Consider the following 24,928-nt stretch of genomic DNA (forward strand, 5'->3'; position numbering starts at 1 on the left):
CTTTCCTAATTCAATACATCGATATGTTTTACGGTACTTTCATCTGGCGCTACATTTAAAATTTGTAGTGCATCTTTCATTACTTGACCAAAGATCGGTGCCGCAACTTGACCAGCATAATACTCATCACCTTGTGGTTGGTTCACTATTGTAACCAGTGCAATTCTTGGGTTACTTACAGGAGCAACACCCGCGGTGACCGTCATGTATTCATCACTGTAACCACCTCGTACCGCTTTTCGTGACGTACCCGTTTTAGCCGCAACTCGATATCCCGGAACCGCCGCTCTCGTTGCCGTACCGCCGGGCTGAGTAACCGTTTCCATCATTTCTAATACGGCTTTAGCGTTATTGCGATCCACCACTTGTTTACCTGGAATGGGGCCTGTGGTTTTCAAAATAGACAGCGGTCTATATTCGCCATAAGCACCTAATGTTGCATAGGCGTGTGCTAACTGAATTGGCGTAACAGAAAGACCATAGCCAAACGCTAACGTCGCAATTTCAAAATCAGACCAACGACGACGATCAGGGAAAATACCCGTTGCCTCTCCAATTAGGTTTAAGCCTGATGGATCAGCAAGACCAACCGCCGCATACTCGGCTAATAATTCTTGTAATGGCATTCCCAACGCTAAATGCGCAACACCGATGTTACTTGATTTCTTCAAAATAGTGGTTAAATCCGCTTTACCCACTTTCGAGCTATCACGAACACGACTGCCGCCAATACGCATGATGCCATTGCCGGTATCAATGACCGTATCTAAGTTCGCTGTTCCACCATCTAAAGCGGCTAATACTACAAAAGGTTTTACCGTAGAGCCCGGTTCTAACGTATCGGTAATAACACGGTTACGCATTCTAAAGCTTTGTAACTGTTCACGATTATTCGGGTTGTAAGATGGTGCATTTACCATTGCAAGTACTTCACCCGTCTTAATATCGATCATAACAACTGAACCAGACATTGCTCTAAAGTCAGATACCGCTTGTTTAATTGCGCGATAAGCTATCGCTTGTAAACGCTGATCGATACTTAGGGTTAATGGTTTACCTTCTTGCTTCTCTTTTAGAGAAATATTTTCAACCACGCGACCATAACGGTCTTTACGTACGGTTCTACGACCCGGCTCTCCCGTTAGCCAGCCATCATAACTGCGCTCTACCCCTTCCAAACCATGGCTATCAATACCTGTTACACCAATAACATGCGCACTGATCTCACCACTTGGGTAATAACGACGTGATTCTGCTTTTAAGCCGATACCCGCTAATTTTAATTTACGAATATAAGCTGCAACCGCTGGAGATATTTGACGTTGAAGATAAATAAAACGACGTTTTTTGTTCTTCTCTATCTTAGATAATAATTCTTTTCGTTTTAGCCCTAAGACATCAGCAAGCGCATACCAACGCTCTACTTCAACTAAACCACCAGCTTTATAAATTGCGACAGGATCAGCCCAAACCGCATCAACAGGAACACTTACAGCAAGCTGTTCATCATTACGATCTGAAATGATGCCACGAGCAGAAGGAAGGGCTTTAACACGAATAGAACGCATATCCCCTTGTTTAATAAGGTTATCTGGCTCAATCACTTGAATATAAGCTGCGCGGGCAATTAAGATTGCTAAAGCAAGAAAAACAAAGAAAACAATAACGCCAAAGCGCCACTGAATGAGAGTCGGCGGCGCTTTGGTTATGCGTTTATTATTTTTTTTTCTATTTGGTAATTTCATCGTAGTTTTATTATGACTTCTTTATCTGGCGCAGGGCGTTCCATATTCAGCTCCTCTACAGAGCGAGACTGAACTCGACTGTGCTCTGCAAGTGCACTTTCTTCTAAAATCAAATTACGCCATTCACCATCTAAAATATCTTTTTCAAGCAGCAAATTCTCTCTTTGTACTGCCATTTGACGGGTATTATGTGTTGCTAATACAACGCCTATCGCACTAATAAATATAAAGATTAATAGAATTGCATGAAGACGACCTACACCCAAAAGGTCTAGGCCAATCATCTTTGTTAAGCTAGATTGTGGAGGAGTTGATTGACTCATAAACGCTCAGCAATACGTAATACAGAGCTGCGAGAGCGAACATTTACATCCACTTCGCTTTTCGTTGGTTTAATCGCTTTACCAACCGCCTTCATTTTCGCGCTACCTAATGCTTTAATTTGCTCTTCAGTTAGTGGCAAACCATGAGGCACTTGAGGGCCTTTACTCTCTTTACGAATAAAATGCTTCACCATACGATCTTCAAGAGAGTGGAAACTGATCACCGATAAGCGTCCTTCTGGAGCGAGTACGTCTAATGCCCCTTTTAACGCAGTATCAATCTCATCTAATTCACTATTGATGTAAATTCGGAACGCTTGGAATGTACGTGTTGCAGGGTGTTTTTTCTCTTTGAAACTCTTAGGCGCAACCTCTGAGATCAATTTAGCTAATTGACTCGTACGTGTTAATGGTTCATTTTCTTCGTTTTCACGATAAGCAACGATACCTTTAGCAATACGCCATGCATGTTTGTCTTCGCCAAACTCACGAATAACCCATGTAATATCTTCAACATCAGCATCCAATAACCATTCAGATACTGGCATACCTGAGGTCGGATCCATTCGCATATCTAAAGGGCCATCTTTCATAAAACTGAAGCCACGATCGGCATCATCTAATTGCGGTGATGACACCCCTAAATCCAACAATACACCATCAATTTTTCCAACAAGATCAAGCTCTTCAGCATACTGTTTCAGGCCAGAGAAAGGTCCATGAATAATAGTAAACTTTGGATCCGTAATGGTTTTTGCTTCTGCGATGGCTTGAGGGTCACGGTCAATACTGTACAAGCGGCCATTCTCACCCAGTTTTGATAAGATTTGACGGCTATGGCCTCCACGACCAAACGTACCATCGATATAGATACCATCAGGCTTGATAGCTAAGCCATCAATTGATTCATGAAGAAGAACGGATACGTGTTGGAATTGTTCAGACATAGTGAGTATTTACTACCGTGATTATGAAATAAGCGACTGAATTTTAGTTAGAAGTGTAAACTAAAAATACAGGGATGTGTGTCAAATTAGTGATAATTCTAAACCAATGTTGCAGAAAGCACAAAGCCCACCATAACACTACCGAAATAGTACTATGGTGGGCTAAGTTAGGAGCCGACATATAAGCCGGGTTCTGTCCCGCTTGCGCGGTGGTAACCATTCGTCTAGGCCTGCAATCGCTCACAGGCTCAAGCAATCTACCCGCCCCCAAACACGAGCAATGCTATGTGAGGGCCTATTTGATCTTGCTCCGGGTGGAGTTTACCTTGCAACGCACTATTACTAGACGCCCGGTGCGCTCTTACCGCACCCTTTCACCCTTACCTGTGCTTACTTCCTATCCCGAAGAATAAAGAAGATTAAGCCATCGGCGGTTTTCTCTCTGCTGCACTTGTCGTAGGCTTGCGCCCCCCAGGCGTTACCTGGCACCCTGCTCTATGGAGCCCGGACTTTCCTCCCCTCCATCAGTCTCCCGAAGGACATCAATGAAGCAGCGATTACCGAGTCAGCTCCTGAGGCGAATGATATAAGAGTCAGTAATAACTTACCACCCCTTTTTCACAATTCTCTTAATCTAAATGCTCTAAACCCCATTTATACAGTGCATTTTTCTTCACACCGTGAATTTCAGCGGCCATTACTGCTGCTTTTTTAAGCGGAAGTTCTTTTACAAGAATAGACACTGAGCGTGTTGCCTCAAATGGCAATTCATCTTTAACTTCACTTCTGAAGCCATGGATCAATAAAACCATCTCTCCACGCTTACGGTTATCGTCTTCTTTTATCCATTCAATTAGCTCACCTAATGGCGCGCCATAAATGGTTTCATAGGTTTTAGTTAGCTCACGAGCTAAAACCACTTGTCTTTCTGGCCCAAGAACCGTCAGCATATCTTCTAAAGAATCCATGATACGATGAGGAGATTCATAAAAAATACACGTACGTTCTGCTTGTGCTATTTCTTCAAACTTATCGCGGCGCCCTTTACTTTTCGGAGGCAGAAAGCCTTCAAAACTGAAACGGTCAGAAGGTAAACCCGCCGCTGACAGTGCCGTAATCACCGCACATGCACCAGGTAACGGCACAACATTGACGTTCGCTTGACGACAACGGTTCACTAAATGGTATCCTGGATCACTAATTAACGGCGTTCCCGCATCTGAGACAAGTGCAATAGATTGACCTTGTTGTAATTTACTGATCAACAAGTCTGCTTTATGCTGTTCGTTATGATCATGTAGCGCAAATGTTTGACTAGAAATACCAAAGTGAGACAATAACTTGCCTGTATGGCGAGTATCTTCAGCGGCAATTAAGTCAACGGATTTTAACACCTCTAAAGCACGTTGCGTTATGTCGCCTAAATTACCGATTGGGGTAGGAACAATGTACAAAGTTGCAGTCTCTACCACAGATAAATTGTGTTCTGTCATTTGTTTACTATCTCTTCTGCGATTAATATAGGGAATATAGATAGACACCACTATAATCAAAATAATATTTTAGCTGTTCGGGTGATTCGCATCCATAGTAAAAACAGCCCTTTTAAGTAGGACCAGTATATTACCCATGGCAAATATGACCCTTAGAAAGAACAGTGTAACACGCCTGATTGCTCCTGTAGCCCTTGCTCTAACATTAGCAGCTTGTTCGAGTTCACCAAAAGCACCTGAACGTCTTGATATTACTCAAGCGCCAGTAGAAACCAGCTCTGCTTATATTTTAAAAGCCGATCAGCAACAAGGTACTCTTCAGGCTGATTTTTTAATCATGGCTTTAAAGGCATCTGTACAAGAACAAAATTTTGCACTTGCAACTAACCTATTAACACGACTCAAAGGTTTGCAATTATCACCAACTCAAACGGCCGAAATGCAGCTTAATCATGCAAAAATGCTAAAATCACAAAATAAATTTGATGAGGCTCTGCAAGTTCTGAATTTCGAAGCTTGGTGGGAAATTGAAGACAGCCAATGGGTTGAATACTACCAATTACGTTATGAGCTTCACCTATTTAATGGTGATAACCTCAATGCAGCAAGAGAATTAATTTCCCTTAATGCCTATACACCTGAAGACCAAAAACAACAACTTTGGTCCCAAGTGTGGACAAGTATTTCTTCATTTAACAGCACAAACCTTCAAGATATTAAATTAGATGAAAGTGAAACGACTCTTCACGGTTGGGTGCAATTAGCCACTTATTTAGACACACTAAAGCATTCACCAACACGATTACAAGAAGCCTTGAATGAATGGCTGCAAGCAAATCCAACACATCCAGCTGCGACTTATACACCACAAGAAGTGCTTGATATTCTAGCTCTCGAAATTGTTCGTCCTGATAACGTTGCTTTACTGTTACCTTTAAGTGGCCGCTTTGGACCACAAGCCATACGCGTTCGTGATGGCTTTATAAATGGCATGATGGAAGATAAAGAACGTGGTGAGTTTACTAAATTTAAAGTAATTGATACAGGATCGGCTTCTATGGAAGAGATCATGGCGACGTTAACTCAAGAAGATATCCAATTTGTGGTTGGCCCTCTTCTGCGTAGTAAAATTGAAGAATTCCAATCATTAAATGAAACAAATATCGCTCAATTAGCGCTAAACATTCCCACAGAAGTAAATCCTGAGGAAAACAGCTGTTACTTTACGCTTTCTCCAGAACAAGAAGCAGAACAAGCTGCTATCCACCTATTTGAACAAGGACATAAACACCCCTTATTTCTTGCCCCACAAGGCACAATGGGTGAGCGTTTAAGCCAAGCCTTCAGCGATAAATGGTACCAATTAACGGCTAAGAAACCATCAATTAGCTATTTTGGTAAAAAGTCGCAATTACAACAAAAAGTAAACAGTGTGTTTGGTATTGAAAGCAGCCAAGCACGTATCTATCAAATGAACGCACTGGCTAAGATGGAGTTGGAATCACAACCTCGTAGCCGTCGTGATATTGATGCGGTTTACATGGTCGCAAAAAGCAGTGAATTAGTGCTTCTAAAGCCTTTCATCGATGTTGCGATTAACCCGGGGATCACACCACCTAAGCTATATGCAAGTTCTCGCAGTAACAGCGGTCGCCAAACTAAACTTGTCGAAATCAAAGGCATTGAATTTAGTGATATTCCATTACTGATAAAAGAAGACCATAAGTTCAAAGCGCAATACGATGAACTATGGCCAAAAAGCAGTAATGGTGAAACACGTCTTCATGCGTTAGGTATGGATGCTTATCAACTAATCGCTGAGCTACCACAAATGAAAGCGGTCGATAACTACCATATGCAAGGCAAAACGGGTGAACTCAGTATTAACCAACAGTGTGTTATTCAACGAGAAATGAGCTGGGCTATTCATGGATAAGAAACAGAATAAGCGCGCTAAGGGTGAATATTATGAGTTGATGGCTAAACGTTATTTAGAACAACATCAACTCATCTTCATTCAACGCAATTTCCACTCTAAAACTGGAGAGCTCGATCTCATCATGCGAGATCGAGACACTTTCGTATTTGTAGAAGTAAAATATCGCACCACTTCAAATTACGGTTCTGCGCAAGAAATGGTAACATGGCAGAAACAGCGCAAATTACAACGAACCGCTCTCTTTTGGCTCATGAAAAATGGGCTCTCTGTTGAACATACATCTTTTAGATTTGATGTAGTTGCTATCCACTCTCAAGGTCAGGAAATCAACTGGATCAAAAATGCAATTGTTGAAGGGTAAACAATGCTAGAAAACATTAAAGAAAGCTTTACCGAAAGCATCCAAATCCAAATCGCAGCAGCGGAAGCGCTTCCTGATCACATCATGCATGCCTCTCAAGCCATGGTGGCAACCCTATTAAATGGCAACAAAATTTTATGCTGTGGTAATGGTGGGTCAGCGTCTAACGCTCAACAGTTTGCTTCGTGTTTATTAAACCGTTTTGAAACTGAACGCCCAAGTTTACCCGCAATGGCACTAACGGCTGATACTTCAACGCTGACAGCAATTGCAAATGACTACAATTATGATGAAATTTTCTCTAAGCAAGTAAGAGCCCTAGGCCAACCTGGAGACATATTGCTTGCTATCTCCACCAGTGGAAACAGTCAGGATATTCTAAAAGCAATGGAAGCTGCGGTAAGTCGTGATATGACCATCATTGCGTTAACAGGTATGGATGGTGGTGTGATGGCTGGCCTATTAGGTGAATCGGATGTTGAGATTAGAATTCCATCTCACCGTGTCGCACGCATTCAAGAGGTTCACCTTTTAACCTTACATTGTATTTGTGATTTAGTTGATCAGGTTCTTTTCCCACAGCATTCTGAGTAATTATAGATGAAGTTAATTAAATTAAGCGCATTGCTCCTTTCTGCCGTCTTACTTCAAGGCTGTGCCGGTTTATTCATTGCAGGAGCGGCAACTACAGCTTCAGTCGTGACAGACAATAGAACAATGAAAGAGCAATTGACGGATAAGAATATTTCATTAGAAGCAACAGGCTTAGCTAACAAAGCTCCTTATCAATATAATATGCGAGTCAGTGCCGTAACCTATAACGGAAAAACCCTTTTAATGGGGCAGGCAAAAAATAATCAACTTAATCAAGCCTTTGAAAAACAAATTAAAAGCTTAAATGGTGTTAATACCGTTTATAATCAAATCCGTGTTCGTCCTTTATTAACCTTTACTCAAATAAATAACGATAGCTGGATAACCACAAAAGTGAAATCTTCGCTTCTCGCAAAATCAGAGCTAAATGGAATAAAGATCAGTGTCTTCACTGAAGCTCAAGAGGTCTTTCTTGTTGGGTTTGTGACTGAAGAACAGGGAAATATTGCAGCAGAAGTTGCTCGTAATATCAAAGGGGTTAAAGAGGTAATTAAAGCCTTTGAATACGGCCAAGGTGGCAGTGTAGAAAAAGAATAATTATTATACCAATCGTAGTAAATAACTGATCATCCTAGCTGGTTAAAACTCTCGATAACTGCGTTGAAATTTTTGATTGTAGAATAACTACTTATCAAAAAATTTCGCCTTGTTCTCAAGCATTTTTCCTTCGCTATTATTGTTCTCTTACTTACTGTGATTGGTATTATCTAAATCAATAACAAAAAGCCTGCAATCTATGCAGGCTTTTTAAATTTAAAGCTGTAGTGGAAAAGCTATTTAACCACTCGTAAGCTTGGACGACCCGTTGGACGTGGTGGCTCAGGCTTATCATCAGACGCTGAATCTTCTTCTGAAGTAGATACTAAATCTTCCTCAAAGATCCCCTCTTCTGAGCTTAATTCGTACGCGTCTTCTGGTTCAAACATAGTTCCAGCGCCGTTTTCACGTGCATAGATAGCTTGAATCGCATAGAGCGGTAAAATTAGCGAGTGAGGACGACCACCAAAGCGAGCATTAAATGTCACCGCTTCATTACCCATTTCTAAATTACCAACAGAGTGTGGTGCTACGTTTAAAACGATCTGACCATCTTGAACAAACTCTTCTGGAACTCGCACACCATTCATTGTTGCATCAACAACAAGATGTGGTGTTAACTCGTTATCTACAATCCATTCATAAAATGCACGTAACAAGTATGGGCGACGGGGCATCATTGAGCTAATATCCATTAGTTCGTTAGACGCAGTTCACGCTCAGCTTCAGTTAATGAAGCTAGGAATGAATCACGTTCAAATACACGGTTCATGTAGATCTTAAGTTCTTTAGCACCTGGGCCTGATAATTCAATACCCATAGATGGTAAACGCCATAATAACGGAGCTAAGTAACAATCCACTAAGCTAAACTCATCACTCATGAAGTATGTGTATTCAGCGAAGATTGGACCTAACATTAGAAGATCATTACGCAGTTTTGCGCGTGCTGCTTCAGATTCTTCAAAAGATCCTTTCGCAACTTTCTCTGCTAATGAATACCAGTTAGTTTCAACACGGTGCATCATTAGACGGCTGTTACCACGAGCAACAGGGTAAACAGGCATCAATGGCGGATGAGGGAAACGCTCATCTAAGTATTCCATGATGATATTAGAGTTGTATAAAGCAAGCTCACGATCAACAAGTGTTGGTACAGTTTTGTAAGGGTTTAATTCTACAAGTTCTGCTGGTAAGTTGGATGGATCAACCAATTCAACTTCAACACTTACTCCTTTCTCAGCCAGTACGATGCGTACTTGGTGACTGTACATGTCAGAAGCGTCTGAAAAAAGCGTCATTACTGAGCGTTTGTTGGCAGCAACAGCCATTGAGCCCTCCGGTATTTATCTAGGAGCAAAAAGCACCGAATTTAGGTGCCTGTCAGCTATCTATTTAGTATGAAATAGTAGTGACACAAAAACAATGGAGGCTAAGCCTCCATTGCGTACAATTAACGATCTAGAATATCATGATTAGTGGACATCGCGCCAATATTCTTTCTTAAGCAAGTAAGAAACAAAAGCAAATATCACTAAAAAGCCCATAACCCACCAACCTAAGCGATGACGCTCAAGTTGAACAGGGTCACCTGAATACTCTAAAAAGTTAACCAAATCACGAACGGCTGCATCATATTCACCTGAACTTAATTCGCCGGTACCATCAGATTCAACACCAACAACGACTTTATGCTCCACACCATCAACCATGGTTGTCTCATAAATCGGAGTTGTAACACCTTGAAGTTCCTGTAATACATGAGGCATACCAACACTTGGGAATACCATATTATTCACACCAAATGGACGCGTTGGATCGGCATAGAATGTACGTAAGTAAGTGTATAACCAATCAGTACCACGTACACGAGCAACCAGTGTTAAGTCTGGTGGCGGCGCACCGAACCAATTCGCTGCTTGTTTTTCAGGAATCGCATTTTCCATCAAATCACCAATTTTGGCGTTTGGATCAAAAACAAGATTATCCATCATAAGATCAACTGGAATACCTAGATCTTCAGCAACACGGCCATAACGTTGATACTGAGTTGAATGACAACCAGCACAGTAGTTCATGAATAATTTCGCACCATTTTGTAGCGATGCTTGATCACGAATGTCGTTATTCGCACTATCTAGTGGAACCTTTGCACCTGCCGCCATTACCATTGATGGCAACAAAGCAAAAAGTACTAAAATCAACTTTCTCATTTGAATGTTACCCTCTCTGGCAGTGGTTTCGTCGCTTCGTTTTTACTATATACAAACAGCAGAACGAAGAACATAAAGTAAGTCAGACTGAAAATTTGTGCTAATAACGTATAAGTAGGCGTCGCAGGTAATGCACCAAGAACACCAAGAGCAATAAAGCTAACAGTAAACTGTGCAATATTCAGTAAATGCAATTTACTACGGTAACGGTATGAACGAACTTTACAACGGTCGAACCAAGGAAGAAGGAATAGCACAACAATCGATGCACCCATAGCGACAACGCCTAATAACTTATCAGGAACCGCACGCAAGATTGCATAGAATGGCGTGAAATACCAAACGGGAGCAATGTGCTCAGGAGTTTTCAATGGGTTTGCCGCTTCAAAGTTAGGCGGCTCAAGGAAGTATCCACCCATTTCAGGGTTAAAGAACAACACATAACAGAAGAAGAATAAGAAACCAGCTACACCAATCATATCTTTTACCGTTCCGTATGGATGGAAAGGCACCGAGTCAATAATGTTATATTTGCTCGTATAGTATTCATGGAATTTAAATTGTGTTTTATGCTCACCCTTGTCATCTTTTGCTTTTGGTATTTTCAACTCAATACCATCAGGGTTATTAGAACCAACTTCATGTAAAGCGAGTACATGTAATACTACTAATAGCAATAATACAATTGGGAGAGCAATAACGTGAAGCGCAAAGAAACGGTTCAGCGTCGCACCTGAGATCACGTAATCACCACGGATCCACAATGTTAAATCATCACCAATAACAGGAATTGCACCAAACAGTGAAATGATAACCTGAGCACCCCAGTAAGACATTTGTCCCCATGGAAGTAAGTATCCCATGAACGCTTCAGCCATTAACACTAAGAAGATCAGCATACCAAATAGCCATAGCAATTCACGAGGCTTCTGATAAGAGCCGTAAATTAAGCCACGGAACATGTGCAGATAAATAACAACAAAAAAGGCTGACGCACCTGTAGAGTGCATATAGCGAAGTAGCCAACCATAATCAACATCACGCATGATGTATTCAACAGAGGCAAATGCACCCTCACCAGAAGGAACATAGTTCATTGTTAGCCAGATACCAGTAACGATCTGGTTAACTAAAACCAACATAGCTAATGAGCCAAAGAAATACCAAAAGTTAAAGTTTTTTGGCATTGGGTATTCAGATAAATGCTTTTTATACGCATTCATCGCAGGTAGACGTTTTTCTACCCAATCGAGTAACGGTTGCATTAGGCTTCCCCTCCTTCATCAACCCCAACTAGGATACGCGTATCACTAAGGTACATATGTTTAGGAACCACTAGGTTCAATGGCGCAGGCACCCCTTGGAATACTCGACCAGCCATATCAAATTTAGAGCCATGGCACGGACAGAAGAAACCAGAGTTAACCCCTTCAACTTGTTCACTAAAACTGTCAGGTAAATAGGTAGGTGAACAGCCAAGGTGAGTACAAATACCAACGGCTAAAAATATTTCAGGCTTAATCGAACGATATGCATTCTGAGCGTACACAGGTTGCTGCTCTTCGCCTGAAGATGGGTCTCGAAGTTGACCATCGATTTCAGTCAATGATTGTAAAAGTGCTTCTGAACGGCGTACAACCCATACAGGTTTACCTCGCCACTCAACACGAACCATCTGCCCATCCTCGAGCTTACTGATATCGACTTCAACCGGTGCACCTGCAGCTTTCGCTCTTGCACTCGGATTCCAAGATTTAATAAAAGGTACGGCCACCGCCACAGCTCCTAAACCACCAACAACCGCAGTTGTTGCTGTTAAGAAACGGCGTCGACCATTACTCACTGGCGCATTGCTCATCCAACTTTCTCCCATGTGCTCTTTATGTAGTTTTTATTATGTCCATACATTGTCGAGCTACGGCTAACTTCAATGGTGTGATACAACAGGATTTAGATGTTATAAATTCTTAAAATAACCACAGAATTTGTTCATATATTATTATGCTGTTGTTTTTACCCATAAATGATAAAGAAAACCTTACTTTTTGACAAGGTAAAGCTACTTTTTTGCAACATTTGTGAAGTGGGTAGACTTTTTATGATGAGAAGGGAGAAAAGATAAGAAAAGTAGAAGGAATACAAGCTGTGAAGAGTATTTCACCTCACAAAAACAACAAAAGCCCAGCATAAATGCTGAGCTTTTGAACACAATATCCAAGTGGCTCTGAAAACAAAGCCACTGGTAAGCGTAATATTAACGCTTAGAGAATTGTGGTTTACGACGTGCTTTACGTAGACCAACTTTCTTACGCTCAACGCAACGAGCGTCACGCGTAACATAGCCAGCTGCACGTAGTGCAGGACGTAGTGATTCATCGTATTGCATAAGAGCGCGTGTGATACCGTGACGGATCGCACCAGCTTGACCAGAAATACCACCACCAGAAACAGTGATGAATAGGTCTAGTTTATCAGTCATTTCAACTAGCTCTAGAGGTTGGTTAACAACCATACGTGCTGTTGGACGACCGAAGTAAACTTCAAGGCTACGCTTGTTGATTACGATGTTGCCAGTACCCGGTTTGATAAAAACACGAGCTGCTGAGCTTTTACGGCGACCAGTGCCGTAGTATTGATTCTCTGCCATTGCCATAATCCCCGATTAAATGTCTAGTACTTGTGGTTGTTGAGCAGTGTGGTTATGCTCAGCGCCAGCGTAAACTTTAAGTTTACGGTACATAGCACGACCAAGAGGACCACGTGGAAGCATACCTTTAACAGCTAATTCAATAACCATTTCAGGTTTACGATCGATCAGTTTCTCGAAAGAAATAGATTTTAGACCGCCAGGGAATTCAGTGTGACGGTAGTAGATTTTACCAGCCGCTTTATTACCTGTTACGCGTACTTTCTCTGCGTTGATAACGATGATGTAATCACCAGTATCTACGTGAGGAGTGTATTCTGCTTTATGCTTGCCACGTAGGCGAGATGCGATTTCAGTTGCGATACGACCAAGAGTTTTACCTTCAGCGTCTACAACATACCAGTCACGCTTTACAGCGGCTGGTTTAGCAACGAAAGTTTTCATGCTAATGATACCCGTTATTAAATAATTTCACTGATTAGGAGCTTTCGCTCCCACTGTATATTTTTGAGCCCAGTCATCACCCCTTCGAGTGGTTGGCACTCTTGGCAATTACGCCAGTACAGTAACGGTGGGTCGGAGGATTATAGTGAAGCGTGAAGAAAAAATCACCTTTTTTTTGAAGATATTTCACATATTATGAAAAAACAGCAAAAAAAATGAAATTTGACTCTCATCACACCAAATCTCCGCTATAAATTATAAAAATATAGGAGGTAATGATTAAGATAAATGTTCTTTTGCTAAGTATTCGTGGCTTTGCATTTCAACTAGACGAGACTGACAACGTTTAAATTCAAACGTTAAGCGCCCTTTTTCATAAATAGCAGCTAAATCAACTTCTGCTGAGATGATCAATTTGACGTTTCGTTCATAAAACTCATCAACCATGGCAATAAAGCGACGAGCAGCATCATCATTAAGCTCCCCCATGATTTTTACATTAGACAACAAAACCGTGTGATATAAACGCGAAAGCTCAATGTAATCGTGCTGGCTACGTGCACTCTCACACAGTGATTCAAAATCAAAATGAACCACACCATCCCCTTCCGCTTTTACTTCTAGTTGCCGATGATTTATCTCAATGGTTTTTGCCTTGTATTCGCTTTCTGAGGTCAGCTTGTCAAAATACATTTTCATGTTATTTTCCGCTTTCGCATCTAATGGAAAATGAAAAATTTCAGCTTGCTCTAACGTTCTTAATCGATAATCAATGCCACTGTCGACATTAACAATGTCACAATGCGCTTCTATTAATGCGATAGCAGGAAGAAAGCGTGCTCGCTGCAAACCATTACGGTACAGGTTATGTGGTTCAATATTTGATGTTGCGACTAAAGCAATCCCACGCTCAAATAAAGCTTCTAATAAAGTAGCCAGAATCATTGCATCTGTTATATCTGAGACAAAAAACTCATCAAAACAAATAATGTCTGTCTCTTGTTTGAATTTATCAGCAACAATAAGTAAAGGATCAGACTGTTGTTTTAGTTCACCCAGTTCATCATGCACTCGTTGCATAAAACGATGAAAATGAACACGCATTTTTCTTTCTGTAGGTAATGCATCATAAAAGGTATCGACTAAATAAGTTTTACCACGGCCTACTCCGCCCCAAAAATAAAGTCCTTTTTCAGGCACGAGTTTTTGTGGCTCGTTTTTTTTAAAAAATCGTTTCCAAGACTTTTTTATTGGTGCTTGAGGAACTTTTAATTCTAAAAACCGTCGATATAAATCATCAAGATGTTCTACAGCATTTTGTTGAGCGCTATCATGCATAAACCCCTCTTGATTGAGGTCTTGCTGATATTTTTCTAATGGTGTCATCACTTTTAATCTTTTCTTTTGTTGATTGACTGCCTTCATAGTAGCATGTTCTCAACTCACACTATGAGTGGGCTAACTCACAGTTATACCAATCTGAATATACAGTTAATAAGATTAGTATTAAGTCGACCCATATTAATAAAAACGGTAAGGAGTACTTCATGGCGTGGACATACGCTTTAATTGGCTTAGCTATTGGTATCACCATTGGCTTTATGATTTCTCGTTTTACAGTTCCTAGTATCAAAGACCAAAAATCATTAAAACAAGATTTAGAAAAATCTAAGTATGAGTTGGAACAGTATCGTCAAGAGTTGGTGGACCATTTCGCGACAAGTGCCACCATGCTAGAAGCATTAGCAAAAGATTTTAATAAAATGTATGACCACATGGCGTCAACATCTAAAGAATTAATGCCAAACTTGCCAGAGCAAGATAATCCATTCTCAGCTCGCTTGGATGAGATGACTCTTTCACCAGAGTTAAATAAAAAAATGGCTCATGTAAAAGATGAAATTAATAGCCCACCAAAAGACTATGCGAATGGTGCAAGTGGCTTATTAAAAGATGAACCACTTAGCGATGTAAGCGCAAAAAAAGAAGATAAAATCGCTTAAAATTTGCATTTACTATGAACTTTTATAAAGGCTTTTGAGTCGAATAAGTACACTTTGTTTAACTAAGAGTACATTATCGATGAAAAAGCCTTTGCTTGTTTTAGGTGCTTTAACTTTAAGCATCAGTGCAATTCTTACCCCTATTCAATCTCAAGCAGCCTTACCCCTTGCGGTCAACTCTCAGCAACTGCCTAGCCTTGCACCTATGCTGGAAAAAATCACACCAGCAGTAGTCAGTATCTCCGTTTCTGGAACTCAAGTATCAAAACAACATATACCTGAGCAGTTTCGTTTCTTTTTAGGGCCAGACTTCCCTGCTGAACAAGTTCAAGAGCGACCATTTAGAGGTCTTGGTTCTGGTGTCATCGTTGATGCTAAAAAAGGCTATATCGTAACGAACCATCACGTTATTAACAGTGCGAAAGAAATCCTTGTTCAATTGCATGACGGTCGTGAATACACTGCTGAATTGATTGGCAGTGATGAAATGTCCGATATTGCTTTATTAAAGCTAGAAGAAGCCAAAAACCTAACTCAAATCCAATTAGCTGATTCTGATAATCTACGAGTTGGAGACTTTAGCGTTGCTATAGGTAACCCATTTGGTTTAGGGCAAACCGTGACCTCAGGCATTGTTTCAGCCCTTGGACGTAGTGGATTAAACCTCGATAATTTTGAAAACTTTATTCAAACCGATGCAGCAATCAACAGCGGCAACTCCGGTGGCGCACTGGTGAATTTGAATGGTGAACTTATTGGTATTAATACGGCTATTTTAGGACCTAATGGCGGTAATGTTGGGATTGGATTTGCTATTCCATCCAATATGGTTCGTAATTTATCAGAGCAAATTTTAGAATTTGGTCATGTAAAACGCGGCATACTTGGCGTTCAAGGTGGAGAGCTTACTGCTGAATTGGCAGAGGCCTTTGATTACGACACCAATCACGGTGCCTTTGTTAGTCAAGTAATACCAGACAGCGCAGCAGATAAAGCGGGAATTAAAGCGGGTGATATTCTTATATCGATTAACGGTAAAAAAATTCAAACCTTTGGTGAATTACGCGCTAAAGTCGCCACTCTAGGTGCGGGTAAAAAAGTGACCTTAGGGCTAATCCGTGATGGAAAAGAAAAAACCGTCACAGCGACACTGAAAGAAGCGGAACAAGTAAAAGCGAAAGCCGAAAAACTGCATGATGGCTTAAAAGGCGCCGAACTAGAAAATACATCCCATTCAGATCCTGTTAAAGGCGTGAAAATTAGCAGTATTCAAAAGGGATCTATGGCTCAACGTTATGGTTTACAAAAAGGAGATATCATTATTGGTATTAACCGAAGCCGCGTGACTAATTTACAACACTTTAGAAAGCTATTAGAAGATAAACCACCGGTACTTGCTCTTAATATTCAGCGTGGAGAGCAAACGCTTTACCTTGTGATTAAATAATTAAAGCCTAAAAAGAGAATAAGTGTTCAGGTGAGCGCTTATTCTCACATCTACTTTTTTTAAACGTTCAATGTTATCCTAGCCCACTATTTTATGATTTTTAAAGGTTAGGAAGGCAATGCTTTCATTCTTATTGCGCTCAGCTATTATCGGAACAGCGACCGCTGCCGTTCTGCTATTTGCATTCCCTAATCTTCGCTCATCCATTACGACAGAGCAACTTCAAACAAACCAAGCCCCACAGCAAATAAGTAATCAAATCTCATTTAATTATGCAGTTCGTCGAGCGGCACCTGCGGTTGTGAATATTTATAGCCGAAAATACAATAATGAAGACCGCCTTCGTTTAGATACAGAAGGTTTAGGTTCTGGCGTTATTGTAAGTGATAAAGGCTATATAATTACAAACTATCATGTGGTTGCCGATGCTGATCAAGTGATTGTAGCTCTGCAAGATGGCCGCTTATTTAACTCTCAGTTAATTGGTAAAGATAAGCGTACTGATTTAGCCGTATTACAAATTAAAGACACTAACCTTCCTGTTATCCCATTAAATCCAAGCTATCAAGCAGATATTGGTGATGTGGTTCTTGCTATCGGTAATCCCTATAATTTAGGACAAACCACCACGTTTGGTATTATTTCAGCAACTGGCCGCGCGGCATTAAGCTCTGATGGAACACAAGGTTTAATCCAAACCGACGCTGCAATTAATAGAGGCAACTCAGGTGGCGCCCTAGTGAATACACGGGGAGAGCTAGTTGGTATTAATACCGCCTCTTTCCAGCAGGCAACTGAGCTTGAAACCTATGGAATTTCATTTGCTATTCCTTATGCTCTGGCTGATAAAATCATGCGCCGCTTAATTGCAGATGGACAAGTTATTCGTGGTTATATAGGCATTGATGGCCGAGATATCAACCCGGCAATGGCTCGCTTAATGAATGCAGATAACATTAATGGTATTTTAGTTTTAGGCGTTGCACCAAATAGCCCGGCAGAAAAAGCAGGGATCATAACTCAAGATATTATTACGAGTATTGATGGGAAAAGTGTCATTAATCGACAAAATGTTACGGATATTGTGACCGAGTTACGCCCAGAAACTGAAGTCGATGTTGATATTATTCGTAAGGGCAAGGCGAAGACGATTAAAGTTACCATTGCTGAAGATCCTTCAAACTGATCAACTTCAATACTAGCGACATAAAAAAATAGCGCATTCACCATGCGCTATTTTTATATCGAAAAACAACTAAAGATTATTCACTCTCTTCAGTTACGGTGCACTCACCATTAATATCAATGCGAGTCACTCGTTGCAGACCTCTTGGTAATAAGCTACCACGACGACCACGCTCACCACGGAAGTTATCTAAATCCGTAGGTTTCAAACCTAATTTACGCTTACCCGCATACAAAGTAATAGTTGCACCTTGAGGCAGTGGTAATAAGTGAGACAAGAACTCTTCACGAGACTTCGAACGCGCTGCTGGAATATTGATGATCTTATTCCCTTTACCTTTACCTAGTTGCGGTAAATCTTTGATAGGGAACAGAAGCATTCGGCCTTCATTGGTGATTGCTAAAATCTCATCATTGTCCAAATCTAACACCGTTTCTGGCGGCATAACTTGAGCATTTTCAGGTAGCGTTAGTAGCGCTTTACCATTCTTATTTTTAGACAGTAAGTCAGATCCCTTACAAACAAAACCATAACCCGCATCTGAACTGATTAGCCATGTTTGCTCTTCTTCTCCCATAACTACATGAGTAATTTGACTGCCAGCTGTGATATTCAAGCGACCCGTAATAGGCTCACCTTGGCTTCTTGCTGAAGGCAAAGTATGTGATTCCAATGCGTAACTTCGGCCGTTGCTACCCATAAATACCGCAGGAGCATTACTCTTACCGCGAGCATGAGCTAGGTATTTATCACCCGACTTATAGTTTAAGGTTGTTGGGTCAACTTCATGCCCTTTCGCATGACGGATCCAACCTTTATCAGAAAGAACAACCGTAATCGTTTCGCTTGGAATTAAATCACGCTCTGTTAATGCTTTAGCTTCTTCACGCTCAACCAATGGAGAGCGACGATCATCACCAAACTTCTCAGCGTCCGCTAAAATTTCTTTCTTAATTAACGTATTTAGACGACGCTCAGAACCTAATAACGTCTCAATTTGATCTCGTTCTTTCGCTAACTCATCTTGTTCACCACGGATCTTAATTTCTTCCAGTTTTGCTAACTGGCGAAGTTTAATCTCTAAGATGGCTTCCGCTTGAATTTCAGTTAAATCAAAGCGTGTCATTAATTCGTGTTTTGGATCATCTTCGGTACGAATGATTTCGATAACTTCATCGATATTCAAATACGCAGCCAATAGACCATCTAAAATATGCAAACGTGCTAAGATTTTATCAAGACGATGCTGTAAACGCTTACGAACCGTCGTGCGACGGAATTCAATCCACTCATTAAGAATGCTAACTAAGCCTTTAACTTGCGGACGTAAATCCAAACCAATCATATTTAGGTTCACACGGAAGCTTTTTTCAAGATCCGTAGAAGCAAATAGGTGGTTCATTAACGGTTCAGCTTCAATACGATTTGAGCGTGGAACAATCACGATACGCGTCGGGTTCTCATGATCTGACTCATCACGAAGATCGTCTACCATTGGTAGTTTCTTCGCTCGCATTTGACTTGCAATTTGTTCTAATAACTTACTGCCTGAGACTTGGTGTGGTAATGCAGTAATAACGATATCGCTGCCTTCTTTATGCCACACTGCACGCATTTTAATGCTGCCACGACCAGTACGGTAGATCTTCTTAATATCGGTATGAGATGAAATAATTTCAGCTTCAGTTGGGTAATCAGGCCCCTGAATGAAATCCATAACTTGATCTAAATCTGCTTTTGGATTATCCAATAAATGCACTGTCGCATTCGCAACTTCACGCACATTATGAGGAGGAATATCCGTCGCCATACCAACCGCGATACCCATGATGCCATTCAGCAATATATGAGGAAGACGAGCAGGTAAGATCTTAGGCTCTTTCATCGTACCATCAAAGTTTGGCTGCCATTCAACCGTACCTTGGCTTATTTCACCAAGTAATACGTCAGCAAACTTCGATAATTTTGATTCGGTATAACGCATTGCGGCGAACGATTTCGGATCATCCGGCGCACCCCAGTTACCCTGACCATCTACCAATGGGTATCGGTAAGAGAAAGGCTGAGCCATTAGTACCATCGCTTCATAACACGCAGAGTCACCGTGTGGGTGGTATTTACCTAATACATCACCAACCGTACGTGCCGATTTTTTGTATTTTGCATTCGCAGATAAACCCAGCTCTGACATCGCATAAATAATACGACGTTGAACGGGTTTTAAACCATCACCAATATAAGGTAATGCGCGATCCATGATTACGTACATGGAGTAATTTAGATAAGCGTCTTCTGTAAACTTGCGCAGCGGCAGCTGTTCAACACCTTCCAAGGACATTTCTGAACTCATATATTATACCTCTGCCTGATCGCCATTAGATTGTAGCCAAGCACGACGATCGTCTGCACGTTTTTTACCTAAAAGCATATCCATCATTTCATTGGTTTGCTCATCATCATCAATGGTTAATTGCACCAAGCGACGAGTGTTTGGATCCATTGTCGTTTCACGAAGTTGAAGTGGGTTCATCTCACCCAACCCTTTAAATCGTTGCACGTTTATTTTTGCACGTTTATTACTTAAACGATCTAACACGCCTTCTTTTTCTGCTTCATCAAGGGCATAAAATACCTCTTTACCACAGTCAATACGATACAGTGGCGGCATGGCTACATAAACGTGTCCAGCACGAACTAAAGAAGAGAAGTGCTTCAGATATAGCGCACATAGAAGCGTCGCAATGTGAAGACCATCTGAATCGGCATCGGCAAGGATACATACTTTACCGTAACGTAACCCTGATAAATCATCTGAATCAGGGTCAATACCTAACGCGACAGAAATATTGTGAACTTCTTGAGATGCTAAAACTTGGTCTGCAGAGACTTCCCATGTATTTAGAATTTTACCACGCAGTGGCATTACCGCTTGGAATTCACGATCACGCGCTTGTTTCGCAGAACCACCCGCCGAGTCCCCTTCCACTAAGAAAAGTTCGGTACGAGCTAAATCTTGAATTGAACAGTCTGTCAATTTACCAGGTAATGTAGGACCTGATGCAATCTTCTTACGAACGACTTTCTTAGCCGCTCGCATACGACGGTGTGCATTAGCAATACAAGCTTCGGCAATCAATTCTGCTATTTGTGGTTTTTCATTCAACCATAAGCTGAATGCGTCTTTCACAACACCAGAAACAAATGCAGCACATTGACGTGAAGATAAACGCTCTTTAGTTTGGCCTGCAAATTGAGGATCTTGCATTTTAACCGACAAAACGTAAGCACAGCGATCCCAAATATCATCTGCTGTTAATTTAACGCCACGAGGAAGTAAGTTACGGAACTCACAGAATTCACGCATTGCATCTAAAAGGCCTTGGCGCATACCATTGACGTGCGTACCACCTTGAGCGGTAGGAATAAGGTTTACATAGCTTTCAGAAACAAGTTCTCCGCCTTCAGGCAACCAAGTTACGGCCCAATCAGCGGCTTCGCCTTTACCTAAGAATGCGCCAGTAAATGGGTCTTCAGGTAACAATGTATAACCACTAACGCCCTCTAATAGATAATCTTTAAGACCATCTTCATAGCACCATCTATGCTCTTTATCGTTTACTTTGTCTTTAAAAATAATCTCTAAGCCTGGGCATAATACGGCTTTAGCTTTTAGATTATTAATAAGACGGCTAACCGAGAATTTTGCTGAATCAAAATAGCTTGTATCAGGCCAAAAATGAACACTGGTACCGCGATTACGGCGACCACAAGTGCCCGTTACCGTTAAGTCCGATACTTTTTCACCGTGTTCAAACGCAATTTCATATATTTGACCATCACGACGGACAGTAACTTCGACGCGTTTTGAAAGGGCGTTTACGACAGAGATACCAACCCCATGCAAGCCGCCTGAGAATTCGTAGTTTTTACCTGAGAATTTACCACCCGCGTGTAACTTACATAAAATAAGTTCAACGCCTGATACTTTTTCTACTGGATGGATATCAACAGGCATACCACGCCCATCATCAATAACTTCAAGTGATTGATCGGCATGTAAAATTACTTCAACTTTTTTCGCGTGTCCGGCTAACGCTTCATCAACACTGTTATCAATAACTTCTTGGCCCAAATGGTTTGGGCGAACAGTGTCGGTATACATACCAGGACGGCGACGAACGGGCTCAAGGCCATTTAGAACCTCAATGGCTCCTGCATTATATTGTTCAGTCATATCTCGGAAGGCTTCTTAAAATTTGTCACATAGTCTGAAAGGGAGAGAGGAAAGTCAAGCAAACGCCCCTATTCCACTCTAAATATGTGGCTTTGTATTAAAGATTGTATAGATACTGTGTCTCTATCGTAGAGAAACGGTAACTATAAATTTAGAAATTGAATAATTTGTTCAGGGTAACGCTCAAAATCAACAAAACTGTGGTCGCCGTCTTTTTCTATTGTTTGCTTACAGGCTGAATATTTGTCTACCGCTTGTCGATAATCAAGCACTTCATCGCCTTCTTGCTGTAATAACCACAAAGAGCTCGGGGTATCAATCAAATCAACACGCAATGAAAAGAGTTCTTTCATGTGTTTTTCTTCAAGGAAGTACTCTTCTTGTGTATACGGGTTCACTTGAGTTCCTAAATAATCCTCAAGCAACTCATAAGGCTTCACGGCTGGATTAACTAACACCGCTTTTAATCCATAGCGATGGTTTAACCATGTTGATAAATACCCGCCTAGCGAACTGCCAACTAAACCTATTTGGTAGTCAGTTTGGTACTTTTCGACCAGTTGAGTTAAATACTGAGCGGCTTCTTTTGGATAAGAAGGTAATCGAGGTGTTATCACTTTAATGTCTGGACGTTGCGCTTCACAATAACGAGTCATGACTTGCGCTTTATGGGATAACGGTGAGCTGTTAAAACCATGAATATATAAGAGTAAGCTTGGTTTTTTCACTTAATAGCCTCCAGCATTACTGTCAGCAGAAAAATCACAATTCTCTAAACGGTGTACTTGCGTCTCAATTCTTCCATCAGGCAGTAAATCCAATGTTCTCCAGCCTGGTGCTTGTGAGTCTAAGGCAAAATCATCTGAATCTGGAAGAAATTGTACACACGTTGAAGGCGTTGCAAGTAAACGGGCACCATTAACAATACGGTCAAGTTCTTGGTGAATATGGCCACATACAATGCCACTGACATTGTCATGCTGACCAACGACACTCCAAAATTCATCATTGTCTTTTAACTGATGCTGATCAAGCCATGCACTACCCGCAGGCAGTGGGTGATGATGTAATAGCACTAAGGAATGACGGTCTGGATTTTGGGATAACACGCTATCAAGTAAAGCTAATTGCTCTTTTGATAATGCCCCATGAGGCACGCCTACCACTTGGCTATCCAGAATAATTAGTTGCCAGTGCTGACCTATAAATAAATGCTCACAAGCTTGGATTTGAGAGGATGGCAGTACTCCCCCCATACTAGGTTTATAGTCATGATTACCTGGTAACCAATAACATGGCTTTACTAATGGCTTAATTCCATCAACAAAATGTTGATATGACGACACGGTATGATCTTGAGAGATGTCACCCGTTGCAATAATCGCATCAAAATTTGGCGTACGCTGTTGCACCTGTTCAACAACAGTTTGAAAACTTTTTAATGTAGGTACACCAAGAAGCGCTCCATCTTCAGGCGCAAACAAATGCGTATCTGTTATCTGTAACAACCGAATTGGGCCGTTTTCGTTATTTAGTAATGTTTCCGAGAGCAAAATAGCTACAACCTTTTAATTCTTTTCTAAAAAAATGGGCTCTTGGCTTATCCCATTTTTCAAACAAAACGTTAGCCAGTCACTTAAAAACTGGTTTAATTGATGCTTTTCATCTTTTTGAAGCATCTTCCCATTTGGGTAATCGTATTTCGCTTTAATGTAGGCAAGTTGCTGGCTCGCACACACCTCTGCAACTCTCGCATCATGATAAAGCCTTACTGTTAACTTCGGAAGTGGATAAATTGGTTTCTCATCTATCTGATAAACTTCAACTAATGTTGTATATACTGTCACTTCTAAAACTTTGATCTGATACTGTTGCTGACAAACTTGATAACGAGTTAGTGCACCTATTTTTTCATTCTTTGGTAAAAGTGACACCAATTTAGCGTAATTAGTTTCATACACTCTCATCAAACTTGCTAAATCTACATGGTATTTACGCATGTTATTGCGTGTTCCACTGTGATCGTAAGCGCGAAACATTTAATTCTAACCACTGAAGCGCAATAATTGAGGCAGCATTCTCAATTATGCCACGAGTCACTAATGCGTAAGCCTCTTCTCTGGTCACAACATGAACCCGAATGTCTTCATTTTCTTCTTCTAAGCCATGAATACCAACCGCTTTAGAGGCATCAACACAACCGACAAATACATCTAGTTGCTCTGTGCAGCCACCAGAAGAGGGGTAAAAATGAGAGATTTTCTCTAAATGAGAAACGTCAATACCGGCTTCTTCGTTGGCTTCTCGAATGGCTACCTGCTCTGCGGTTTGATCTTTATCTATCATTCCAGCAACGATCTCATACTGCCAAGGAGAATCAGATTCTAGTGCACCAACTCGAATTTGCTCTATTAACACGACACTATCGCTTATCGGATCATAAGGCAGTAACGCTACAGCATGCCCGCGCTCAAACAACTCCCTTTCGATTATCTCGCTCCAACCACCCTGAAATAGTTGATGGCGAAAGCTCACTTTTGTCATTTTGAAAAAGCCATTGTAGAGCGATACTTTCGACAAAATATCAACATCACCTGAACTAAATTGGCTTTCTAATTGTGTTTTTGATGATGAATTCATTTTGCTCTCCGCATTTTGTGGCTCAGTTTTATCACTCATTGAAGACGGCAACAATTTTTTAACTCAACTTTTTTGATAATGCTTACATTTTTTTTAGATGCTTTCCACATTATTAA

General features: G+C 41.0%; 25 protein-coding genes and 1 other RNA gene. 7 read left to right on the top strand and 19 right to left on the bottom strand.

Going from position 1 to position 24,928, the window contains the following annotated elements; genetic code table 11:
- Window positions 1-5 precede the first annotated feature (5 nt).
- The 5 genes from PVK70_RS05590 to rsmI form a co-directional block, all read right to left on the bottom strand.
- Window positions 6-1,745, bottom strand: a complete 1,740-nt coding sequence (locus PVK70_RS05590; protein ID WP_130047131.1) for a penicillin-binding transpeptidase domain-containing protein — start codon at window positions 1,743-1,745, stop codon at window positions 6-8.
- Window positions 1,742-2,068 (bottom strand): cell division protein FtsL, encoded by a 327-nt coding sequence (gene ftsL, locus PVK70_RS05595; RefSeq protein ID WP_130047132.1) that lies wholly within the window; start codon window positions 2,066-2,068, stop codon window positions 1,742-1,744. Before ftsL ends, PVK70_RS05590 begins: the two co-directional genes overlap by 4 nt.
- Window positions 2,065-3,015 carry a 16S rRNA (cytosine(1402)-N(4))-methyltransferase RsmH gene (gene rsmH, locus PVK70_RS05600; protein WP_130047133.1) on the bottom strand — a complete coding sequence of 317 codons (951 nt, stop codon included), beginning with the start codon at window positions 3,013-3,015 and terminating at the stop codon, window positions 2,065-2,067. Before rsmH ends, ftsL begins: the two co-directional genes overlap by 4 nt.
- A gap of 166 nt (window positions 3,016-3,181) precedes the next feature.
- Window positions 3,182-3,588, bottom strand: an RNA gene (rnpB, locus tag PVK70_RS05605) — RNase P RNA component class A.
- 56 nt (window positions 3,589-3,644) lie between these two features.
- On the bottom strand, window positions 3,645-4,508 hold the full coding sequence (gene rsmI, locus PVK70_RS05610) for a 16S rRNA (cytidine(1402)-2'-O)-methyltransferase (RefSeq protein ID WP_165367123.1): 864 nt from the start codon (window positions 4,506-4,508) through the stop codon (window positions 3,645-3,647).
- A gap of 136 nt (window positions 4,509-4,644) precedes the next feature.
- Here rsmI and PVK70_RS05615 point away from each other — a divergent pair, with 136 nt between their 5' ends.
- From PVK70_RS05615 to PVK70_RS05630, 4 genes are read left to right on the top strand one after another with little or no spacing between them, the layout of a single operon-like run.
- Window positions 4,645-6,444: a penicillin-binding protein activator gene (locus PVK70_RS05615; RefSeq protein WP_130047135.1), complete on the top strand. Its 1,800-nt coding sequence runs from the start codon at window positions 4,645-4,647 to the stop codon at window positions 6,442-6,444.
- Window positions 6,437-6,808 carry a YraN family protein gene (locus tag PVK70_RS05620; RefSeq protein WP_130047136.1) on the top strand — a complete coding sequence of 124 codons (372 nt, stop codon included), beginning with the start codon at window positions 6,437-6,439 and terminating at the stop codon, window positions 6,806-6,808. The genes PVK70_RS05615 and PVK70_RS05620 overlap by 8 nt, the downstream gene beginning before the upstream one ends.
- 3 nt (window positions 6,809-6,811) lie before the next feature.
- Complete coding sequence (locus tag PVK70_RS05625) at window positions 6,812-7,402, top strand: phosphoheptose isomerase (protein ID WP_130043960.1); 591 nt, start codon at window positions 6,812-6,814, stop codon at window positions 7,400-7,402.
- Window positions 7,403-7,408: 6 nt separating this feature from the next.
- On the top strand, window positions 7,409-7,999 hold the full coding sequence (locus PVK70_RS05630; protein ID WP_130047137.1) for a BON domain-containing protein: 591 nt from the start codon (window positions 7,409-7,411) through the stop codon (window positions 7,997-7,999).
- Window positions 8,000-8,235: 236 nt separating this feature from the next.
- Here PVK70_RS05630 and sspB read toward each other — a convergent pair whose 3' ends face one another.
- The 8 genes from sspB to zapE form a co-directional block, all read right to left on the bottom strand.
- Window positions 8,236-8,694: a ClpXP protease specificity-enhancing factor gene (sspB, locus tag PVK70_RS05635; protein ID WP_130047138.1), complete on the bottom strand. Its 459-nt coding sequence runs from the start codon at window positions 8,692-8,694 to the stop codon at window positions 8,236-8,238.
- Window positions 8,694-9,329: a stringent starvation protein SspA gene (gene sspA / locus PVK70_RS05640; protein WP_130043957.1), complete on the bottom strand. Its 636-nt coding sequence runs from the start codon at window positions 9,327-9,329 to the stop codon at window positions 8,694-8,696. The genes sspB and sspA overlap by 1 nt, the downstream gene beginning before the upstream one ends.
- Before the next feature lie 144 nt (window positions 9,330-9,473).
- Window positions 9,474-10,211, bottom strand: coding sequence for a cytochrome c1 (locus PVK70_RS05645; protein ID WP_130047139.1), 738 nt, complete (start codon window positions 10,209-10,211; stop codon window positions 9,474-9,476).
- Window positions 10,208-11,476, bottom strand: coding sequence for a cytochrome b (locus tag PVK70_RS05650; protein ID WP_130043955.1), 1,269 nt, complete (start codon window positions 11,474-11,476; stop codon window positions 10,208-10,210). Before PVK70_RS05650 ends, PVK70_RS05645 begins: the two co-directional genes overlap by 4 nt.
- A complete protein-coding gene (gene petA / locus PVK70_RS05655; protein WP_130043954.1) occupies window positions 11,476-12,069 on the bottom strand; it encodes a ubiquinol-cytochrome c reductase iron-sulfur subunit in 594 nt (197 codons plus the stop codon). The genes PVK70_RS05650 and petA overlap by 1 nt, the downstream gene beginning before the upstream one ends.
- 396 nt (window positions 12,070-12,465) lie before the next feature.
- Complete coding sequence (gene rpsI, locus PVK70_RS05660; protein ID WP_060994077.1) at window positions 12,466-12,858, bottom strand: 30S ribosomal protein S9; 393 nt, start codon at window positions 12,856-12,858, stop codon at window positions 12,466-12,468.
- A gap of 15 nt (window positions 12,859-12,873) precedes the next feature.
- Window positions 12,874-13,302: a 50S ribosomal protein L13 gene (gene rplM, locus PVK70_RS05665; protein WP_130043953.1), complete on the bottom strand. Its 429-nt coding sequence runs from the start codon at window positions 13,300-13,302 to the stop codon at window positions 12,874-12,876.
- Between the two features lie 279 nt (window positions 13,303-13,581).
- The gene (zapE, locus tag PVK70_RS05670; protein WP_165366828.1) at window positions 13,582-14,688 is read right to left on the bottom strand and encodes a cell division protein ZapE; all 1,107 of its coding nucleotides are present in this window, start codon (window positions 14,686-14,688) and stop codon (window positions 13,582-13,584) included.
- 161 nt (window positions 14,689-14,849) lie between these two features.
- On the opposite strand from zapE, the gene zapG reads away from it, so the two are divergent.
- From zapG to degS, 3 genes are all read left to right on the top strand, one after another.
- Window positions 14,850-15,305, top strand: coding sequence for a Z-ring associated protein ZapG (zapG, locus tag PVK70_RS05675; RefSeq protein WP_130043951.1), 456 nt, complete (start codon window positions 14,850-14,852; stop codon window positions 15,303-15,305).
- Between the two features lie 79 nt (window positions 15,306-15,384).
- Complete coding sequence (locus PVK70_RS05680; RefSeq protein WP_130047140.1) at window positions 15,385-16,752, top strand: Do family serine endopeptidase; 1,368 nt, start codon at window positions 15,385-15,387, stop codon at window positions 16,750-16,752.
- A gap of 118 nt (window positions 16,753-16,870) precedes the next feature.
- Window positions 16,871-17,938, top strand: coding sequence for an outer membrane-stress sensor serine endopeptidase DegS (degS, locus tag PVK70_RS05685; RefSeq protein ID WP_130043949.1), 1,068 nt, complete (start codon window positions 16,871-16,873; stop codon window positions 17,936-17,938).
- A gap of 76 nt (window positions 17,939-18,014) precedes the next feature.
- Here degS and parC read toward each other — a convergent pair whose 3' ends face one another.
- From parC to nudF, 6 genes are all read right to left on the bottom strand, one after another.
- Complete coding sequence (parC, locus tag PVK70_RS05690; protein WP_130047141.1) at window positions 18,015-20,288, bottom strand: DNA topoisomerase IV subunit A; 2,274 nt, start codon at window positions 20,286-20,288, stop codon at window positions 18,015-18,017.
- 3 nt (window positions 20,289-20,291) lie between these two features.
- The gene (gene parE, locus PVK70_RS05695) at window positions 20,292-22,172 is read right to left on the bottom strand and encodes a DNA topoisomerase IV subunit B (protein WP_130047142.1); all 1,881 of its coding nucleotides are present in this window, start codon (window positions 22,170-22,172) and stop codon (window positions 20,292-20,294) included.
- A gap of 143 nt (window positions 22,173-22,315) precedes the next feature.
- Window positions 22,316-22,900 (bottom strand): esterase YqiA, encoded by a 585-nt coding sequence (gene yqiA / locus PVK70_RS05700; protein ID WP_130047143.1) that lies wholly within the window; start codon window positions 22,898-22,900, stop codon window positions 22,316-22,318.
- The gene (gene cpdA, locus PVK70_RS05705) at window positions 22,901-23,725 is read right to left on the bottom strand and encodes a 3',5'-cyclic-AMP phosphodiesterase (protein ID WP_130047144.1); all 825 of its coding nucleotides are present in this window, start codon (window positions 23,723-23,725) and stop codon (window positions 22,901-22,903) included.
- A 15-nt stretch (window positions 23,726-23,740) separates the two neighbouring features.
- Window positions 23,741-24,172 (bottom strand): DUF1249 family protein, encoded by a 432-nt coding sequence (locus PVK70_RS05710; RefSeq protein WP_165366821.1) that lies wholly within the window; start codon window positions 24,170-24,172, stop codon window positions 23,741-23,743.
- A gap of 1 nt (window position 24,173) precedes the next feature.
- Window positions 24,174-24,812, bottom strand: coding sequence for an ADP-ribose diphosphatase (gene nudF / locus PVK70_RS05715; RefSeq protein WP_130047146.1), 639 nt, complete (start codon window positions 24,810-24,812; stop codon window positions 24,174-24,176).
- Between the last annotated feature and the right edge of the window lie 116 nt (window positions 24,813-24,928).

It is taken from the genome of Aliivibrio sp. A6, assembly GCF_028765505.1.
In the GTDB taxonomy this organism is placed as follows: domain Bacteria; phylum Pseudomonadota; class Gammaproteobacteria; order Enterobacterales; family Vibrionaceae; genus Aliivibrio; species Aliivibrio finisterrensis_A.

What these genes read in the sequence shown, in the direction of transcription:
- PVK70_RS05615 (WP_130047135.1), top strand. Translation starts at nt 4,645, where the DNA reads ATGGCAAATATGACCCTTAGAAAGAACAGTGTAACACGCCTGATTGCT.
- rplM (WP_130043953.1), bottom strand. Translation starts at nt 13,302, where the DNA reads ATGAAAACTTTCGTTGCTAAACCAGCCGCTGTAAAGCGTGACTGGTAT.
- nudF (WP_130047146.1), bottom strand. Translation starts at nt 24,812, where the DNA reads ATGAATTCATCATCAAAAACACAATTAGAAAGCCAATTTAGTTCAGGT.
- ftsL (WP_130047132.1), bottom strand. Translation starts at nt 2,068, where the DNA reads ATGAGTCAATCAACTCCTCCACAATCTAGCTTAACAAAGATGATTGGC.
- PVK70_RS05625 (WP_130043960.1), top strand. Translation starts at nt 6,812, where the DNA reads ATGCTAGAAAACATTAAAGAAAGCTTTACCGAAAGCATCCAAATCCAA.
- PVK70_RS05645 (WP_130047139.1), bottom strand. Translation starts at nt 10,211, where the DNA reads ATGAGAAAGTTGATTTTAGTACTTTTTGCTTTGTTGCCATCAATGGTA.
- rpsI (WP_060994077.1), bottom strand. Translation starts at nt 12,858, where the DNA reads ATGGCAGAGAATCAATACTACGGCACTGGTCGCCGTAAAAGCTCAGCA.
- PVK70_RS05710 (WP_165366821.1), bottom strand. Translation starts at nt 24,172, where the DNA reads ATGCGTAAATACCATGTAGATTTAGCAAGTTTGATGAGAGTGTATGAA.
- PVK70_RS05590 (WP_130047131.1), bottom strand. Translation starts at nt 1,745, where the DNA reads ATGAAATTACCAAATAGAAAAAAAAATAATAAACGCATAACCAAAGCG.
- zapG (WP_130043951.1), top strand. Translation starts at nt 14,850, where the DNA reads ATGGCGTGGACATACGCTTTAATTGGCTTAGCTATTGGTATCACCATT.
- petA (WP_130043954.1), bottom strand. Translation starts at nt 12,069, where the DNA reads ATGAGCAATGCGCCAGTGAGTAATGGTCGACGCCGTTTCTTAACAGCA.
- rsmH (WP_130047133.1), bottom strand. Translation starts at nt 3,015, where the DNA reads ATGTCTGAACAATTCCAACACGTATCCGTTCTTCTTCATGAATCAATT.
- PVK70_RS05650 (WP_130043955.1), bottom strand. Translation starts at nt 11,476, where the DNA reads ATGCAACCGTTACTCGATTGGGTAGAAAAACGTCTACCTGCGATGAAT.
- parC (WP_130047141.1), bottom strand. Translation starts at nt 20,288, where the DNA reads ATGAGTTCAGAAATGTCCTTGGAAGGTGTTGAACAGCTGCCGCTGCGC.
- PVK70_RS05620 (WP_130047136.1), top strand. Translation starts at nt 6,437, where the DNA reads ATGGATAAGAAACAGAATAAGCGCGCTAAGGGTGAATATTATGAGTTG.
- parE (WP_130047142.1), bottom strand. Translation starts at nt 22,172, where the DNA reads ATGACTGAACAATATAATGCAGGAGCCATTGAGGTTCTAAATGGCCTT.
- zapE (WP_165366828.1), bottom strand. Translation starts at nt 14,688, where the DNA reads ATGACACCATTAGAAAAATATCAGCAAGACCTCAATCAAGAGGGGTTT.
- PVK70_RS05680 (WP_130047140.1), top strand. Translation starts at nt 15,385, where the DNA reads ATGAAAAAGCCTTTGCTTGTTTTAGGTGCTTTAACTTTAAGCATCAGT.
- PVK70_RS05630 (WP_130047137.1), top strand. Translation starts at nt 7,409, where the DNA reads ATGAAGTTAATTAAATTAAGCGCATTGCTCCTTTCTGCCGTCTTACTT.
- sspB (WP_130047138.1), bottom strand. Translation starts at nt 8,694, where the DNA reads ATGGATATTAGCTCAATGATGCCCCGTCGCCCATACTTGTTACGTGCA.
- rsmI (WP_165367123.1), bottom strand. Translation starts at nt 4,508, where the DNA reads ATGACAGAACACAATTTATCTGTGGTAGAGACTGCAACTTTGTACATT.
- degS (WP_130043949.1), top strand. Translation starts at nt 16,871, where the DNA reads ATGCTTTCATTCTTATTGCGCTCAGCTATTATCGGAACAGCGACCGCT.
- sspA (WP_130043957.1), bottom strand. Translation starts at nt 9,329, where the DNA reads ATGGCTGTTGCTGCCAACAAACGCTCAGTAATGACGCTTTTTTCAGAC.